Annotated in this window: 12 protein-coding genes; 7 read left to right on the top strand and 5 right to left on the bottom strand. The window is 43.5% G+C overall.

Annotation, left to right across the window (positions count from 1 at the left end):
* Positions 1–128: 128 nt before the first annotated feature.
* The gene (locus tag OC193_RS09030) at positions 129–1,682 is read right to left on the bottom strand and encodes a methyl-accepting chemotaxis protein (protein ID WP_048662169.1); all 1,554 of its coding nucleotides are present in this window, start codon (positions 1,680–1,682) and stop codon (positions 129–131) included.
* 510 nt (positions 1,683–2,192) lie between these two features.
* Positions 2,193–2,804, bottom strand: a complete 612-nt coding sequence (locus tag OC193_RS09025) for a toxin-antitoxin system YwqK family antitoxin (protein ID WP_048662170.1) — start codon at positions 2,802–2,804, stop codon at positions 2,193–2,195.
* A 522-nt stretch (positions 2,805–3,326) separates the two neighbouring features.
* Here OC193_RS09025 and OC193_RS09020 point away from each other — a divergent pair.
* Positions 3,327–5,099, top strand: coding sequence for a sodium:solute symporter family transporter (locus OC193_RS09020; RefSeq protein WP_048662171.1), 1,773 nt, complete (start codon positions 3,327–3,329; stop codon positions 5,097–5,099).
* A gap of 145 nt (positions 5,100–5,244) precedes the next feature.
* Entirely contained in the window at positions 5,245–6,861 is a 1,617-nt protein-coding gene (locus tag OC193_RS09015) for a polysaccharide lyase 6 family protein (protein WP_048662172.1), read from the top strand.
* A 129-nt stretch (positions 6,862–6,990) separates the two neighbouring features.
* On the opposite strand, the gene OC193_RS09010 is transcribed toward OC193_RS09015, so the two are convergent.
* Positions 6,991–7,485: a peptide-methionine (S)-S-oxide reductase gene (locus OC193_RS09010; protein ID WP_048662173.1), complete on the bottom strand. Its 495-nt coding sequence runs from the start codon at positions 7,483–7,485 to the stop codon at positions 6,991–6,993.
* A 239-nt stretch (positions 7,486–7,724) separates the two neighbouring features.
* Here OC193_RS09010 and OC193_RS09005 point away from each other — a divergent pair, with 239 nt between their 5' ends.
* The 3 genes from OC193_RS09005 to tnaA all read left to right on the top strand — a co-directional run bounded on the left by OC193_RS09005 (position 7,725) and on the right by tnaA (position 12,766).
* Positions 7,725–8,837, top strand: a complete 1,113-nt coding sequence (locus OC193_RS09005) for a YcjF family protein (protein ID WP_048662174.1) — start codon at positions 7,725–7,727, stop codon at positions 8,835–8,837.
* Positions 8,824–10,512, top strand: a complete 1,689-nt coding sequence (locus tag OC193_RS09000; protein ID WP_048662175.1) for a GTPase family protein — start codon at positions 8,824–8,826, stop codon at positions 10,510–10,512. Before OC193_RS09005 ends, OC193_RS09000 begins: the two co-directional genes overlap by 14 nt.
* 781 nt (positions 10,513–11,293) lie before the next feature.
* Complete coding sequence (gene tnaA / locus OC193_RS08995) at positions 11,294–12,766, top strand: tryptophanase (RefSeq protein ID WP_048662176.1); 1,473 nt, start codon at positions 11,294–11,296, stop codon at positions 12,764–12,766.
* Between the two features lie 100 nt (positions 12,767–12,866).
* Here the strand turns inward: tnaA and OC193_RS08990 are convergent, their stop codons facing one another.
* On the bottom strand, positions 12,867–13,751 hold the full coding sequence (locus OC193_RS08990) for a LysR family transcriptional regulator (protein WP_048659497.1): 885 nt from the start codon (positions 13,749–13,751) through the stop codon (positions 12,867–12,869).
* A 228-nt stretch (positions 13,752–13,979) separates the two neighbouring features.
* Here OC193_RS08990 and OC193_RS08985 point away from each other — a divergent pair, with 228 nt between their 5' ends.
* Positions 13,980–14,219 (top strand): hypothetical protein, encoded by a 240-nt coding sequence (locus OC193_RS08985; protein WP_048659496.1) that lies wholly within the window; start codon positions 13,980–13,982, stop codon positions 14,217–14,219.
* 224 nt (positions 14,220–14,443) lie between these two features.
* On the top strand, positions 14,444–14,761 hold the full coding sequence (locus OC193_RS08980; RefSeq protein WP_170960825.1) for a Dabb family protein: 318 nt from the start codon (positions 14,444–14,446) through the stop codon (positions 14,759–14,761).
* Positions 14,762–14,854: 93 nt separating this feature from the next.
* On the opposite strand, the gene OC193_RS08975 is transcribed toward OC193_RS08980, so the two are convergent.
* On the bottom strand, positions 14,855–16,063 hold the full coding sequence (locus tag OC193_RS08975; protein WP_048662177.1) for a DUF3103 domain-containing protein: 1,209 nt from the start codon (positions 16,061–16,063) through the stop codon (positions 14,855–14,857).
* Between the last annotated feature and the right edge of the window lie 246 nt (positions 16,064–16,309).

Below are 16,309 nucleotides of genomic sequence, written 5' to 3'. Positions count from 1 at the left end.
TAGGAGATGGTAGTCGAAGATCTGCCCTTGCGCTCATGTTGATACAGGCAACATGAGCGTTTTTTTATCTGGAATTTGAGTAAAGAGTCGTTTGAGGCTCAATAAGCGTGTAAACCGCGGTTTAAAAGCTAGGCTCTTAGGTTGATGACAGCTCGCTCAAGTGAGTCGGTTTGTTCTACCACAGACGTTGCAGAAGCGGCGTTTTTCGACGCTCCCGTTACATTAGCTAATGTTAGCTGCTTAATGGCACCCACGTTTTCAATGATCTCTGAGGTAACAGCGCTTTGTTCTTTCATTGCATTCGCCACTTCCAAACTGTTGTTTAAAATCGTTTCCATGTCTGCGATAACAGAAGTGATTCTTGAATGCGCAGTCTCACAAGAGTCGACGCTGCTGTTGCCTTTCTCACAACAACTTTGAATCGTATTTACGACCGTTTGTGTTTGGTCCTGAACGCCTTGGATTATCTTTGAGATCTCTTCAGTAGAAAGTTGTGTTCGGCCAGCCAACGTTCTTACTTCATCAGCGACCACCGCAAAGCCACGGCCTTGTTCTCCCGCGCGAGCAGCCTCGATGGCTGCATTAAGAGCAAGTAGGTTGGTTTGTTCTGCGATGTCTTTAATCACTTCTAATACAGTATTAATCTTCTCTGAGTGAACAGAAAGGCGATTCACTTCTTCACTGGCACTGACAAGATCAGTCGAAAGGGTATTGATGGTGTCTCTGGTGAATGCCACATCATTTAGACCTTCGTTCGCCGTAGCGAAACTGGTTTGCGCATTGGATGAGGCGTTTTCACTGTTGGTTGCTACGTTTTGAATATTGCTGCCCATCTGGTTTATCGCGGTCGCAATGTTCTCAGTTTGTTGCTGCTGCTTGTTTAGCGCGCTTTCAACTTCCATTCCGTCGTGTTGTAGCTGGTTCGAAATATTGCCGAGCTCTTGAATAGAGCCCTGAACTTGGCCGACAAGCTGACGAATATCGGTGAGGACTGTATTAAATGCCTTTGCGATATCGGCAATCTCATCCGATCCCTTGTCTTCAGCTCTTACGGTAAAGTCGCGTTGTTGAGCAACGAGCATCATGGTTGAGTTCAGCGAGGCTATTTTCTTTGCTACGCGAGATGAGATGCCGAAAGACAGCGCCATCAATAATGCAGCGACGGTAATAATGGAGCTTACAATGAAGGTGGTAATGGTTTGCTGAATCGATTCGACTTGCTGTTCTAATCGGCCTTCAACGTTGATGAATATAGAGATGATATCTTCAAACAGCATTTTCATTTCTGATTTCAGTTCAGCGACCTTGGCGGGGTTGCGGTCGATGGCATCGACCATTAACGAGAAGTCTTTGTTGTATTGCTTTACTTCAAGTGTCAACTTCTCTAACTCAGGGACTGCGATATCAGACTCTTTAAGCAAGACTGAGAAACCGCCCATCAGTTGTTGAAAGTGAGAGTACTCTTGAGCAAACACTAGCTTGAGCGTTTTATCGTGGCTTATCAGAAGCTCTAATTCTGTTCGATTGAGCTGAAGCATAGAGACTTCGAGTGACTTTACCTTGATCAGCGTTTTCTCAAGTTTGATCAGTTTTAGATTGGCCAGTTCTGTACATGAAACCACGATCAGTAAAGACAGGATGGATAAAAAAACAAGGCTAATTAGGGAAGTTTTAATTTTCATAGACGGGTACCAAAGCAAACAATATTACTCAACAACGTATTTGGAATCGTGTTTCTCTTATTTGCGTGTTAAATAGCTTATGAGAACGAAAAATGAGATCTGACTCGCAACGGAAACGTTTGCTAACAGTATTTTATAAAATGATTATTAACAAGTTAAATATTTATTATTTCAATGACTATTGGTGATTGTTTTGTCACTAATAGGTTATTTTGTCACTAAGCGATTGTTGGAAGTCAGCTGGAAGAGAAAGGAAAACAACAAGCGGGAGAGGGAAGGCACTGTCTAGGGGCAAAAAAATACGAGCATTCACGTCGGTTTACATGAATGCTCGTTTCTAGTGTCGATTTGTTTGAGAGAAAGGTTATCTAAGAACCATAGTATGAGTTTTTGTGGCTATGTTTTAGGTTACGAATCTCTCTATAAGCGACATAAAGTAGGCTTAGTTTTTATGAAGACCTAGCGACTAAGCCGATCTAGCTTTTATGCGAATCTAGCTATTATGCAGACCTAGCTTTGAGTCGGCATCCACACTTGTTTTGACGTAATTTTCTGGTTTTTGAACGTCAGTTCTTCGACCTTGTCGCCGTTAGAGTTCCAGTGAGTCAGTTTCCCGTTCGCCATTTCACCGTCACTGAATTTCGCTTGGCTCGCTTTATTGCCATTAGTGTAGTAATCAGTCACCAGACCATCTTTTTGTCCGTCACTGTATTCTGCCGTTAGGCTTTGCTCGCCATTTGGATACCATCGAGAGGCAACACCCGATAGTTCGTTGTCTTTATAGTTGAGCTCGGCTTTCTTCTGACCGTTGGGATACCAGGTTTCTGCCTTGCCTTGTAATTCACCTTTAACGTAATTCACTTTAGAAGCGACTTGGCCATTTGGATACCAACTGGTTTCTAAACCAAGTTCTAGGCCGTCGGCAAATTGAGCTTGGGTCGCGACTTGTCCGTTATCGAACTTCTCTTCAAACTGACCAGTAAAGGGTTTTGAATGGTTTACTTGATAAGCCAAGCCTTTACGCATCTGTAAATAGTCGACAGCATCTTCGCGTGGTGTAGCTGCATAACTCATAGAAGACATCGTACTAAGAGCAATCAATATAGGGATGTATTTCTTCATAATGACACCTTTTTATTGGACAGGGGAAAGTGTAACCGGTGTGTTAAAAGCATTTCACTTCAATGGCCAACTGTCAGTATCTATTAGTGGTTTTCAAGTTTTCATTATTAGCGGTCTAATGAAGGGAACTTTTCAAAGCAAAACCTGACTATAAATTCGCTATATTTGTAATACAAACGTGTCGTGTTTATTCATTTTTATAAACTATATCACGCGGTGTTTCCGTTGTTCTCATATAAAAATTTTCCGTAACGATTAACCGTTTTTAACGTCTGTTATCAGTATTTTAGTGACTTTGTTCTTATTTTACGGGGTTTTTGTGGGTTTCTGGCGCTGGAGTCTGCACTAAGTTGATGAAAAGGTGCTCCCAGGCGGTGCAAATTTGAACTCGATCACTTGTATGATTACTTGAGAGTCAGACTGTAAGATCATTGTCACGCATTTAAATTATTGTAGTACAAATACACTTGCCATCTATCTATAGTGACCCTAACAAAAAACATAAATAAAAAGGTCTTAAAGATGGAACTCAATACCCTGATAGTTGGCATCTATTTCCTATTCTTAATTGCGATAGGGTGGATGTTTAGAACGTTTACAAGTACGACAAGTGATTACTTCCGTGGGGGAGGTAATATGCTGTGGTGGATGGTAGGTGCAACAGCATTTATGACCCAGTTCAGTGCGTGGACATTTACCGGCGCCGCAGGTAAAGCTTTTACCGATGGTTTTGCGGTAGCGATTATCTTCATTGCTAACGCGTTCGGTTACCTAATGAACTACCTTTACTTCGCTCCGAAGTTCCGCCAACTGCGTGTTGTTACGGTAATTGAAGCGATTCGTATGCGTTTTGGTAAAGTGAATGAGCAAGTCTTCACTTGGTCTGGTATGCCAAACAGCGTTATCTCAGCAGGTATTTGGTTGAATGGTCTAGCGATCATCGCATCGGGTATCTTCGGCTTTGATATGACAACAACGATTATCCTTACGGGTCTGGTTGTACTGGTCATGTCAGTGACGGGCGGCTCTTGGGCGGTAATCGCATCTGACTTTATGCAGATGGTTATCATCATGGCAGTAACGGTGACATGTGCAGTCGTTGCTATTTACCACGGTGGCGGTGTTACACAGATCGTTAGCGACTTCCCAACGGATTCGTTCATCACGGGTGACAACCTTAACTACATGAGCATCTTCAGCATCTGGGCTGTGTTCATCTTCTTAAAGCAGTTCAGCATCACCAACAACATGCTTAACTCTTACCGTTACCTTGCTGCGAAAGATTCAAACAACGCACGTAAAGCCGCTCTACTTGCATGTGTACTAATGACGCTTGGTCCAATCATCTGGTTCATGCCTTCTTGGTTCATGGCTGGTCAAGGTGTTGATTTAGCAGCCGCTTACCCTGAAGCTGGCAGCAAAGCCGCTGACTTCGCTTACCTTTACTTCGTTCAAGAATACATGCCTGCAGGTATGGTTGGTCTTCTGATTGCCGCTATGTTCGCAGCAACCATGTCTTCAATGGACTCTGGTCTAAACCGTAACTCAGGTATCTTCGTTAAGAACTTCTACGAGCCGATTCTTCGCCCTAAAGCGAACGAAAAAGAGCTAATGGTTGTTTCTAAACTAACGTCTACTTTCTTCGGCATCGCTATCATCTTGGTTGCTCTGTTCATCAACTCTCTTAAAGGTCTGAGCCTTTTCGACACTATGATGTACGTGGGCGCATTGATCGGCTTCCCAATGACGATTCCAGCATTCTGTGGCTTCTTCATCCGTAAAACACCGGATTGGGCAGGTTGGGGCACGCTAGTTGTAGGTGGTGTGGTTTCTTACTTCGTAGGTTTCGTTATCACAGCTGACATGATCCAAAACTGGTTCGGTCTAAACGAGCTAACAGGCCGTGAATGGGCTGACCTGAAAGTGGCTATCGGCCTTATCGGTCACATCGTATTTACTGCTGGCTTCTTCGTACTATCAACACTGTTCTACAAGCCTCTTGCTGAGCACCGTGAGAAAGACGTAGACAAGTTCTTCAACAACCTAGCGACACCATTGGTTGCTGAAAGTAACGAGCAGAAGAAACTGGATAACAAGCAACGTCGTATGTTGGGTTCACTTATCGCAGTTGCGGGTGTGGGCGTGATGACAATGTTCGTACTGCCTAACCCAATGTGGGGACGCATGGTGTTCGTTCTTTGTGGCTTGATTGTATTCTCTGTTGGTTTGCTGCTTGTTAAAGCGGTGGATGACAAGGTCGAGAAGCAAGACGAAGTAACACCAGCTGCAAGCTAAGTTCTTATCCCTCAAGAGATACGGCTTTCAATAAGACGACAAGTCTTAAGAAATTATAAGTTCAAACAAAGAAAACTTTAATAAAACGGTCACCAGTTTGGGTGGCCGTTATTTTGGTAATCCATTATTTAATGTGAGATGTAAAATGAAGAAAAAATTAATTTCGGTAAGCATTATTAGCGCGTTTACGTTAGCTTTCGCGACAGGCTGCACGACTCAAGAAAAAGCAGCACCCGTGATCAGCGCGGTTGAGCAAGCGGTGCCTTCGATCAGCGAAATCGATCGTAGTTACTTACTAAGCAGTGACCGCTTAACTGAGGTTGATGGCAATACACTAGATGTTGCTTCAGAAGAACACGTGGCTGCACTTAAAGCACAATTTGAAAACCTAAAAGATGGCGACGAAGTGGTTATCCCTAACGGTAAATACGCGAACTTAGGCCAAGTGACAATTACCGCGAATGACATCACTATCAAAGCTGAGCAGGCGGGTTCTGCATGGATCACTGGCTTGATCCAGTTTGAATTGAAAGGTGATGACATCACGCTTGATGGCCTAGTGTTTACGGAAGGCGGTCCAAACGAACGTTTTGGCGCAGTACGTATGATGGGTAATAGCAACACGCTACAAAACTCAACATTCTACTACTTCAACCACTATTACACGTACGAGCCAGATGAGCGTCGCTCTGAGTATCCAAAGTACCTTTGGGTTTCTCTATGGGGTAAAGACGGCAAAGTGATCAACAACCGTTTCGAAGGTAAGCAAAAGCGCGGCACTTTGATTGGCGTTCAAAAGGATGACACGTCAGACAACCACTTGATCGCGAACAATATCTTTATGGATCAAAAGCCAAATCAGTTTAATGAGTTCGATATCAAAGAAGCAATTCGCTACAACGGCAACAGCTGGGAAGCGATCCGTATCGGTGACTCTAAGTCTTCGCAGTGGGATTCAAGCTCCAAGTTCGTGAACAACCTGATGATCGATATGGATGGTGAGCGTGAGCTTATCTCTATTAAGTCGGGCGACAATACGATTTCAGGCAACACGATCTTCCAAAGTGCGGCACTGATTTCACTGCGTCACGGCAAAGGCAACACGGTTGAGAACAACATGATCTTGGGTAACGAGAAGCGCCTGACCGGCGGTATTCGTATCTACGATGAAGATCATGTGATCCGCAACAACTACATTGCTAACACTCGTGGCCGTGATGGTGTGATTGAAGGTAACGCTGACTTACGTGGTGGTATCGTGATTAACACGGGCATCATTGATGTCGCGAATGGCGAGCAGTTAGATCAATCGGTGAAAGGTAAAGAGCTTAACAAGCAATGGACACCGAAAAACATCACCATCGAAAACAACTCTCTAGTCGATACGGAGTGGGGCATTGTTTACGGTAATCAAAGCCATCGCGTAAGCCTGTTTAATAACGCAGAAGTAGAAGGCATTTATGCCGGTGTTGATATTGCGTTCAAACACAACGTGGTTGATAACTCGCAATCACCTGAGTTTGTAAGTGTTCGTGCTACTCAAGACTTCCCGCTAGTTGGCGCATCTTACACGGACGAAACTTACGTTGGTCAAGTCACAGGCTCTGAACTGATTGAAAGCTACTCGGTTGAGCTACCAAAAGTAACGGTCGAGAATGGCCTGAATGCTTACCAAGGTGAGGGCGCAGATGTGTCTAAACTCTCAGTTGTGACCGCTGAAACAGCAGGTCCAGATTACGTACTTGAGAACACAACTAAGTAACTTATTTATTAACGCTAAATGCTTAATGGTATGAGTTATCGAATTGGTTCACAATAGCTCGTACCAATCAAAACCAAAAAAGCCTCAACGGCTAATGCTTGTTGAGGCTTTATCGATCTTGGGCGTTCACTATGATTTGTATTTATGCAGCAGATCCCAAGGGATATGACATAAGTGATGATCTTCAGGGAAGTGACTTAAGTGATGCTGATGGATGTTGTCGCTGGCAACATAATGGGTCAATGGCAACACCTCAACAGCAATACGGTCGGCATCATCTCGCGCGGCGATATAACACTTAGCTTCTGTTAAGTGTTCGGCATTAGTGCTGTATACGCCAGTTCGGTATTTCTCTCCGACATCGATACCTTGTTTATTCACACTGTACGGGTCAATGATCTCAAAGAGGTGGCCCATTAGCGTGGTTACTGAAGTGAGGCTTGGGTCAAACTCAATTTGTACACATTCTGCGTAGCCATCGTATTCGCTTGGTTTGCTTTGGTTATCCTTTGTTTGAGAACTTCCATTGGCACGGCCCGCTTCTGTGTTGATCACGCCAGGCACATACTTAATGAACTCTTGTACACCCCACAAGCAACCACCCGCTAAATAAATTTGTTCCATACTTCTCTTTGAGCTCTCTGTGTTTGTTGATGTTCGTTAGGTACGTGAATCAATACGATGATACCCGTACGTATAAAAAAGCGTCTATAAAAATGAGTGCGCAAATAAAAACAAGCGTTTAGGCATTGTAAACCTGTGCGACTGAACAAACATAAGTTTAATATGATTTGTGGTTATATAAGTCAGTATTGCTTTGTCATCAACCCGAATCTCAACATCAAGTGAGCGTTACTCTAAACATGTTTGATCAAATAAAAGACTTCATTAATCCGAGCAAGAATCCTGATCTTACTCAGGCCCATGAATATCAGCGTAAGCATCTTCCTACATTGTGGCTGTTGGGCAAAACGGGCGCGGGCAAGTCATCGTTTATTCAAGCGGTTACTGGTGACTCTTCTGTTGAAGTCGGCAATGGATTTGCTCCGTGTACCATGACGGCGATGTCATATGAGTTTCCGCAAGACAAACCCGTGATGCGCTTTCTCGATACCAGAGGTCTAAGTGAAGCGAATTATGATGCGAAAGAAGATCTGGAAGAGATTGGTCAGGCAGGTAATGCGCTCGTTGTGGTGATGAAAGCCGACGAGCCTGAACAATCCGCCGTGCTTGCTGCTCTAAAACAGATTAAGAAACAGAAGAAGATTAAACACTTGCTGCTTGTTCATACCGCTGTGTTGTCTTCCAGTGAAACAGATCGAGCAAGGCAAATTCAGTTCAACACCAACCAAGTAGAAAAGGTTTGGGGTAAAGGGTTTGAATCGGTCGCAGTGGATTTCGAAACGGATGACGAGAGCAACAACAGTGGCGTAATCTACAATTATGAAGCCCTGATTGAACAGCTGACTAATATGCTTCCTGTTATCGGAATGATGGTCGTCGACAAAGAACATTCCACCCAAGAAGAAGCCAACTTTGACCAAGTAGAAAACGAAGTGCTCTGGTACGCAGGAAGTGCAGCGGCCAGTGATTTGATTCCGGGTGTTGGCTTGGTATCGGTACCTGCGATTCAAGCCAAAATGCTTCATAGCTTGGCAAACCAATATGGTGTTGAATGGAACAAGAGAGTCTTTAGTGAGTTGATAGGTACTCTGGGAAGCAGCTTTGCTGTGCAATATGGAATGAAACTGGGTACTCGACAGTTGATAAAGCTGATTCCCGTTTATGGTCAAACGGTCGGCGCGGTTGCTGCTGCGGCAATGAGTTTCGGCACCTCTTATGGTTTAGGTCGCGCGGCCTGCTTTTACTTCTATCATAAGAACAAAGGCGAAGAAGTGTCTGAACAAGAGATGCAGAAGATCTACAAAGAATCCCTGAAAAAAGGTAAGGCGGCGTCGGGCTATGAAGAAAATTAGAAACTTATTTCGATTACTGGCGGTGCTATCGAGTGGCCGCTGGGGTATTGCTCTGATTTCGGCGATCTTCCCAAGCCTCATCATGATGGGCTTTGGCCTGTTTTTGGCCGTCAAATACGGCTATCTGTTGGAAATGTCGATTGCCATTGCCGTGAGTACATTGGTATTTACCATTCCTTTATACATTTCTAGTCGTTCTTCACGCGATTCTTCAAGCCGATCTTCAAGTACGGAGCCCTTCCCAAATAAAGAGAGCGATGACCTTGGCGAGGATATTGCTGAAGCTGAATCACAACATAAAAAAGCTGATATCAACGATGCATTGGTTAAGGCTTCGACTGATTGGTCTCAAAAAGAACTGTCGATCTGGAATGATTCAAAACATCATGTACGCCAACAATTAATGGTCGACATAGAGTGGGGCAACCTAGACCAAACCGGTTTAGAGGTACTTGAATTCGTTGCGAAAAAGTTTGATAAGAAATCGCTCGATTTTTCGATTCCTGAAGGGCTAAAACTGTTCGAAGAAGTAAGTCGACGTTACAAGTTGGTAGTGCGAGAGCATATACCCGGCATTGAGTATCTTAAGGTTTCCTACATCAAAGCGGGCTATGAAGCTTATGATAAATACGGCGAGCTAGGTCAGAAGATCTTCAAAGCGGCTATTTGGGGCAACCATCTTAAAAACCTATATTTGAATCCGCTAAAAGTGATTTCCGATTTGGGTCGAGAACAGGCGACGGCATCGATGACAAGAGGTGTGGTTGATGACATGCAATACGCCGCTAAACAAGCCTTGTTAGATGAAGTCGCTGCGGTTGCGATTGATCTCTACAGCGGACGGTTCAGCATTGAAGACGAAGCTCTAAGGGCGTCGGATGTGTCTGAAACCGATGAGAAACGCTTTGCTCCTGAGTTAGAGCCTGTGCGAATCGTGTTGGTGGGGCAAACCAGTTCTGGTAAATCTTCACTTATCAATGCACTCAAGCAAGAGTTGGTTGCTGAAGTCGATGTACTGCCATCAACCGACACTTCAACGGTATACAACGCGTTTGTCGACGACAATGATGTTCGCGTTGTTGATCTTCAAGGGCTTGATGGCAACCCTAAAACTGAAGCCTTAATGTTGAAAGAGATGACCCAAGCCGATGTGGTGCTATGGGTACTAAAAGCCAATCAGTCTGCACGTGAGTTGGATAAGCAGTTGAAAGATAGGTTTGACGCTTTCTATGATGATCCTAAGAATATCTCACGTAAGAAGCCGATAGTTGTCTCGGTTGTCAATCAGGTAGACCGATTAAAGCCTGTAGACGAGTGGAAACCGCCGTATGACTTAGAGAATCCAACATCGGCCAAAGCGAAGATCATTGCTCAAGCGCTCGAATACAATCAAACACTGCTACAACCCGATATTGCATTACCGCTGGCGATTGCGCCAGAAAAGGTACAGTTTGGTTTAGATACTTTAAGGCAGACGTTGATTGAGGGTATTGCTGATGCAAACAACGTTCAGAGAAATCGCCAACGTTTGGAAGCCATGAAAAGAGGCACATCGGTTAAAGGCCAACTGAATAAAGCGGTCAATGCGGGTAAGAAGGTTGCCCCTAGTGCATTGAAAGCAGCGACCCCAAAATTGGCTGAAATGGCCATCAAGCAAGTCGTGAAGAAAAAGTAACCTATGACTGCGTTTGCAATACGGTTCTGGTGAGGTTTGAGCCTCATCAGAATCTTAATTTTTAAAGCTTATCTTATTTAGTTAGAGCGGAGAGTTTTAGAGCTCGGATTTTTAGAAGGTGACCTTTATAGAAATAGCTACCTTTGTCCTTTGCTAGAGATCATTGAATTTAAAAAGTAGCCACAATTATTAGCTCTCTCTTTGAACTAGTTTAATAGTATATAAACTGATGCTAATCACAGTTTATATAACACGCCATCATCTTTAATTACCATTATAAATATTGATCACATTTATACTTTTCTATGCTTTATTTATAAAACAATTGCACTATATTTAAATTTCGGATCATCTTGATTTCAACGTAGGGATATATTGTGAACATGTATCTGAAATGGCAATCAACAACATGGCTAACCCTGTTAGCTTGGTATACTTTAGATCATCAGCTCTCGTTCCACCTTTCTTCAGAGTAGTACCCTCTAGGCGTCACGCGCCAGCAAAGCAGCGTGCTTTGTTTACCTATCAGCAGCTTTGATAACCTTTGAACACATGAATGTCGCACTTATTATTCCGTGCAGGGTGTTCGTTGTTTTGTCGTTTTCGTTAATTATCTTAGCGTCTGTTTAGGTTTGATTAATAAGTCATTATTTAACTTGTTTATTTTCACTGTTAATTCTTCGTGTGTCTTTATACGGACCGATTAATTTAATGGTGAGGATTCGTGACATCTAAAGAAAGTATATTTGGACCTAACCGGAATATACTGAAAGGTATTATTATGGAAAACTTCAAACATCTACCAGAACCGTTTCGTATTCGCGTTGTAGAGCCAGTAAAAAGAACGACTCGCGCTTATCGTGAGCAAGCCATTGTCGAAGCAGGAATGAACCCATTTTTGCTCGACAGTGATGATGTGTTTATCGACTTACTGACAGACAGTGGAACAGGATCTATTACTCAGCGTATGCAAGCCGCGATGCTAATGGGTGATGAAGCTTATAGTGGCAGTCGCAGTTACTACGCACTGTCGAATGCGGTGAAAGATATCTTTGGTTATGAGCTGACTATTCCTACTCACCAAGGGCGTGGCGCAGAGCAGATTTACATTCCTGTTTTGATTAAGAAGCGTGAAATGGAAAAGGGACTCGACCGCAGCAAAATGGTCGCTTTATCGAACTACTTCTTCGATACAACACAAGGTCACACCCAAGTGAATTGCTGTGTGGCGAAAAACGTTTATACCAAAGAAGCGTTTGATACCTCAGTGAACGCAGATTTCAAAGGCAACTTCGATGTGGTGAAGCTGGAAGAAGCGATCTTAGAAGCGGGAGTGGCAAATGTTCCTTACATTGTGAGCACCATTACTTGTAACTCTGCTGGTGGACAGCCAGTGTCTATCGCCAACCTAAAAGCCGTTTATGAAATCGCTCAGAAGTACGATATTCCTGTGATCATGGACTCGGCACGCTACGCTGAAAATGCTTACTTCATTCAGCAACGAGAAGCCGGTTATCAAGATTGGACTATCGAACAAATCACTCGTGAGTCTTACAAATACGCGGATGGTTTAGCCATGTCTGCCAAGAAAGACGCGATGGTACAAATGGGCGGTTTGTTGTGCTTTAAAGACGACTCTTTCATGGATGTATACACAGAATGTCGAACACTGTGTGTCGTACAAGAAGGTTTCCCAACCTATGGTGGCTTAGAGGGCGGTGCAATGGAACGCCTTGCGGTTGGCCTTTATGACGGCATGCGTCAAGACTGGTTGGAATATCGTATTGGTCAGGTTCAGTACTTAGTCGATGGCTTAGAAGCGATAGGTATCGTGTGCCAACAAGCAGGCGGTCATGCTGCGTTTGTGGATGCGGGTAAACTGCTTCCTCATATTCCAGCAGGCCAATTCCCGGCGCATGCTTTGGCGTGTGAACTGTATAAAGTGGCGGGCATTAGAGCGGTTGAGATTGGTTCTTTGCTGCAAGGTCGCGACCCTGCCTCGGGCGAGCAACATCCATGCCCTGCAGAGTTATTGCGCTTAACCATTCCACGTGCCACTTATACGCAAACCCATATGGATTTCATTATTGAAGCGTTCGAAAAAGTGAAAGAGAACGCAAGCAAAGTGAAAGGGCTCGACTTTACCTATGAACCGCCAGTGTTAAGACACTTTACTGCGCGCTTGAAAGAGGTAGAAATAAGCGAGAAACAAGCAGGAAAAAAGAATGAACAAACGCTCGAAGAAGCATTTTAGAATAAAAACATAAGCGAATAGTCACTAGAAATATAATCAAAGGCTCCCTCGGGAGCCTTTTCTTTTGGACCTTAAAATCGCTAATCCATTAGGGCTTAAACTACGCTTGTTTGTTTTTCAGGGTCGCTTTCAGTATGCGTAATAACCACTGATTTAACGGTGCATCTTGTTGCGAACGGCGGCAGCTCATCACATAGCTCACATCAATGAGCAGTTTCTCAGGCAGGTCAATACTGCGACAGCCCTCTGGTACGCTGCCACTGAGTGTGATGCCGTAATAGTCAGACTTGAGGACTACATCGTGAATCATCGCAGGGTGGTCGACTTCTACTTTCGGAGTTACATCAAACCCGATGTTTCTCAGGCGCTCAAGGATCGGGTACTTGTTGTCATTCCACCCTGGGGTTTTAAATAGAACCGTTGGAAAGTTTGCGAGTGATTCGAACTCTTGCGCGGGGTGATCGTCCCTTACAAAGAACACCACTTTTTCTTTTCCGAACTCCACTTGAGAAATCGACTGCGGCATAGTTTCATCAAAGTAGTGAACCGCGATTGATTCTTCGCCGTCAATCAATCGGTTCTTAACATTGCTTCCCCATCGAACAAATGAATAGTTTGCGTGCGGCGCTTGTTTACTCAAAGCAAAGTAGAGCTTCGAGCCAAAGCGCTCCCAAAATAGCGTATTCGCGTAGATCTTTATGTCGCCTTGGTAGGACTCTGGGGAAAACTCTTGGTGTTTTATGGACTCGATGCTACTGAGTATTTGTTCAAAATTACCGATATTACTTTCAACAAATGTTGTGGGTTCAAACCCTTGCTTAGATTGAATGAACAAAGGATCACCGAGTTGGGCTTTGAGCTTGGCTAGGTTTTTACTGATCGCCCCCGGCGTTTTACCTAATGACTCCGCCACTAAGCTAACATTACGCAGTTCATACATTCGCTTTATAACAAGGATATTTTGAATATCTAGATTGAGGTCCACAGGCTCTCCAAATCGGTCCTTAATAGGCAGAAATTATGTGACCTCAATATCATAGTGGTAATACCAAACTTTTAAGACAGCACAGCGTCAGAACTTCGCTAATCCCTTGATTTTCCATTTGGTAAATCTTGCTTTTCCTCGAATGGTCCATGTTCGATTGTTAAAGTTACTCCAACAAAAACACAGATACCAAACGAACAAAGAATTAAAAATACAACGAGGTGATGTATGAACAAGTTAATCGCACTTGGATTGATGGCTCTATCAATGAACACAGCTTTCGCGGCTGACGGTACTTATGCGAGTACTCTCGATATGACGAGAAGTGAAGGTAATCAAGTAAAGGCTGAGCGTGTTGAATCTGAGCCAGTACTGGAAGGACGAAATGAAGCTTCTAATGGTGGAATCCAATTCCAAAAGAATGTTGATCAAAACCAACCGATCCAACTTACAGGTCGTCGTGATTAACGTCTAAAGTGTGCTTACCACTTTAAACGTGCTTACCATTGTCATGAGAAGTGCTGTGCCTTCGGGTACAGCGTTTTTCGTTTTAGAGTCTTTTATAAAATTCAGCCATCTAGCCTTGGCAGTATCTGTAACCTGTGGCATTTTGTTTTTCTATTAACGTTAACTTGCGACTGGGTGTGTGCTCGAATGACACACCAGTAAACAAGACTCGAAAAGGACTAGCAATGAATCGAAAAGAAACGGGAATGATTCGTCATATTTTGCTGATTAAGTTTAAAGAAGATGCAGAAGAATCTGAAATAGAGAAACTGAAACGACTGTTTGAAGCGATGCCAAGTAAGGTTGAAGGCGTAACTTCAGTCGAGTGGGGGCTAAACGACAGCCCAGAAAACAAGAACCAAGGTTATACCCATTCGGTGCTAATGACGTTCGCTGATGAAGAAGGCCGTCAGAACTACCTTCCACACCCAGAGCATGATGCGCTGAAAGATGTGTTTCGTCCGCTTCTAGACGATATCATTGTGTTTGATTACTCCCTGTAACCAGCTTCTCAGTACGTCTCTTATGTTTTAGCCACCTTTGATAATGAAGAGTTAGGGCTTGTGTGATTAAGCCCTAACTAAACAAGGATCGATTTACTCTGTCGGTGAAATCGTAACAGGGGTGAACGAAGCAACCGCATTACCGCCAGCACCCGGGCGATCAACATAAGGAGTGTTTTGCATTAAGGTGTAATACACGTCTACGAAGTCATCATCATTCACTAATACGCCTTCAGGAATCACATCAATGATCTTACCTGTGATTTGAGGAATGATCGCATACCCCTGAACTTCAGGATCTGGAATCATCTTCAATATCTCTTCTGCGGCTTCAACTAGCAGTTTGGCTAGCGCTTTATAATCGGTGCCGTCATCGTGCTCCATCAAAATCATATCTGCTGCGCCCCAACGGTAGCGAGGCCAGAAGATTACCGTTTGATTTGGGTAGTATGTCTGTTTGTCGTAATCCAGATAAGGCATCTCAACCAGGTCGATCTGTGGTTCTATACGGCTTGCATTAACCCCAGTGACAATAGCGTAGATTTCAGCTTTGCCAGAGATCCACGGTTCTCTATCAATGGCCAAACGAATCTTAGACAATTGGGTGGTGTTCAGTTCTTCAGGTTCAGATTCTGAAATAGAGCGACGAACTTTATTCATTAAAGGCTGTTTTTGAGACTTGTGGGCGCTGATTTTATCACTGTTGGCATTGATTTGAGTTTCAGTACCTAGTTTGTTCATCTCAGTCTGCATCGCCATTAGGCCTGCTTTGAGTTCTTCTGCGCCGTTACTATCAATAACAAACACAGGAACGTCTGGTGTTTGGTAAACGTCTAGTTCGTGAACTTGCCCATACACATCATAAGCTTCGATGTATTGCCAGTTTGAATCATCGCCTGATGGTTCGAAAGCAAACAGCGGGCTCTCACCGTTTTTCCAAGCTTCAATCATCGCTTCATCAGCCATGCGAATTTCTAACACAGAGTCACTGAAGTCGTTGATCCCTTTCATCGTGCGATAACCAAGATCGGCTTTCTGCATTTTGCTTGAAAACGCGGAGTAGGGCTTGTCTGAGCTAAGCTTGTCTATCGGTGTAGACAGCTGTTTTTCTGTTATCTGGTCTTTTAAAGAAAGCTCAAGATCAGAGTAGCGGGTACTGATTTGCAACGCCAAAGATTGCTTTTGTGCTGAGGAGTTCTCTGAAAGAGAGAGTGCGTTTGTCGTGTCGATATTGTTTGCATAGGACTGGAAGCCAACCACTGTTGTTGCAAGCATCATACTGATTGAGAAAGATGGTCTCATAAATAATCCTTATTTTAATTTTTATCATTAATAGAGCATTTGCCCTATAAGGATTAACCTATCAGTAAGGTGAATGTGTTTAAAAGTTAGACAGCTGATTTTTATTTCGTTGTGCAGCACAGGATCTCAATTTAAGTAATTTATAAAATATTAAGTGTGTGACGACTTGATATATCCAAATTTATAAACCAATCAGTAGTTAATTAACAAAATTATTAACTGTATAGGCTGTGTATATAGGTCTGT

Origin of the sequence: Vibrio crassostreae (genome assembly GCF_024347415.1) — a bacterium.
Lineage (GTDB): Bacteria > Pseudomonadota > Gammaproteobacteria > Enterobacterales > Vibrionaceae > Vibrio > Vibrio crassostreae.
Note: the sequence above shows the minus strand (reverse complement) of the source record. Positions and strands in the feature narration are given on the sequence as shown.

Bases quoted from the DNA above. Each gene is read 5' to 3' on its own strand.
- OC193_RS08985 (WP_048659496.1), top strand. From the start codon at position 13,980: ATGAACAAGTTAATCGCACTTGGATTGATGGCTCTATCAATGAACACA.
- OC193_RS09015 (WP_048662172.1), top strand. From the start codon at position 5,245: ATGAAGAAAAAATTAATTTCGGTAAGCATTATTAGCGCGTTTACGTTA.
- OC193_RS09010 (WP_048662173.1), bottom strand. From the start codon at position 7,485: ATGGAACAAATTTATTTAGCGGGTGGTTGCTTGTGGGGTGTACAAGAG.
- OC193_RS09000 (WP_048662175.1), top strand. From the start codon at position 8,824: ATGAAGAAAATTAGAAACTTATTTCGATTACTGGCGGTGCTATCGAGT.
- OC193_RS08980 (WP_170960825.1), top strand. From the start codon at position 14,444: ATGAATCGAAAAGAAACGGGAATGATTCGTCATATTTTGCTGATTAAG.
- tnaA (WP_048662176.1), top strand. From the start codon at position 11,294: ATGGAAAACTTCAAACATCTACCAGAACCGTTTCGTATTCGCGTTGTA.
- OC193_RS08975 (WP_048662177.1), bottom strand. From the start codon at position 16,063: ATGAGACCATCTTTCTCAATCAGTATGATGCTTGCAACAACAGTGGTT.
- OC193_RS09020 (WP_048662171.1), top strand. From the start codon at position 3,327: ATGGAACTCAATACCCTGATAGTTGGCATCTATTTCCTATTCTTAATT.
- OC193_RS09005 (WP_048662174.1), top strand. From the start codon at position 7,725: ATGTTTGATCAAATAAAAGACTTCATTAATCCGAGCAAGAATCCTGAT.
- OC193_RS09030 (WP_048662169.1), bottom strand. From the start codon at position 1,682: ATGAAAATTAAAACTTCCCTAATTAGCCTTGTTTTTTTATCCATCCTG.
- OC193_RS09025 (WP_048662170.1), bottom strand. From the start codon at position 2,804: ATGAAGAAATACATCCCTATATTGATTGCTCTTAGTACGATGTCTTCT.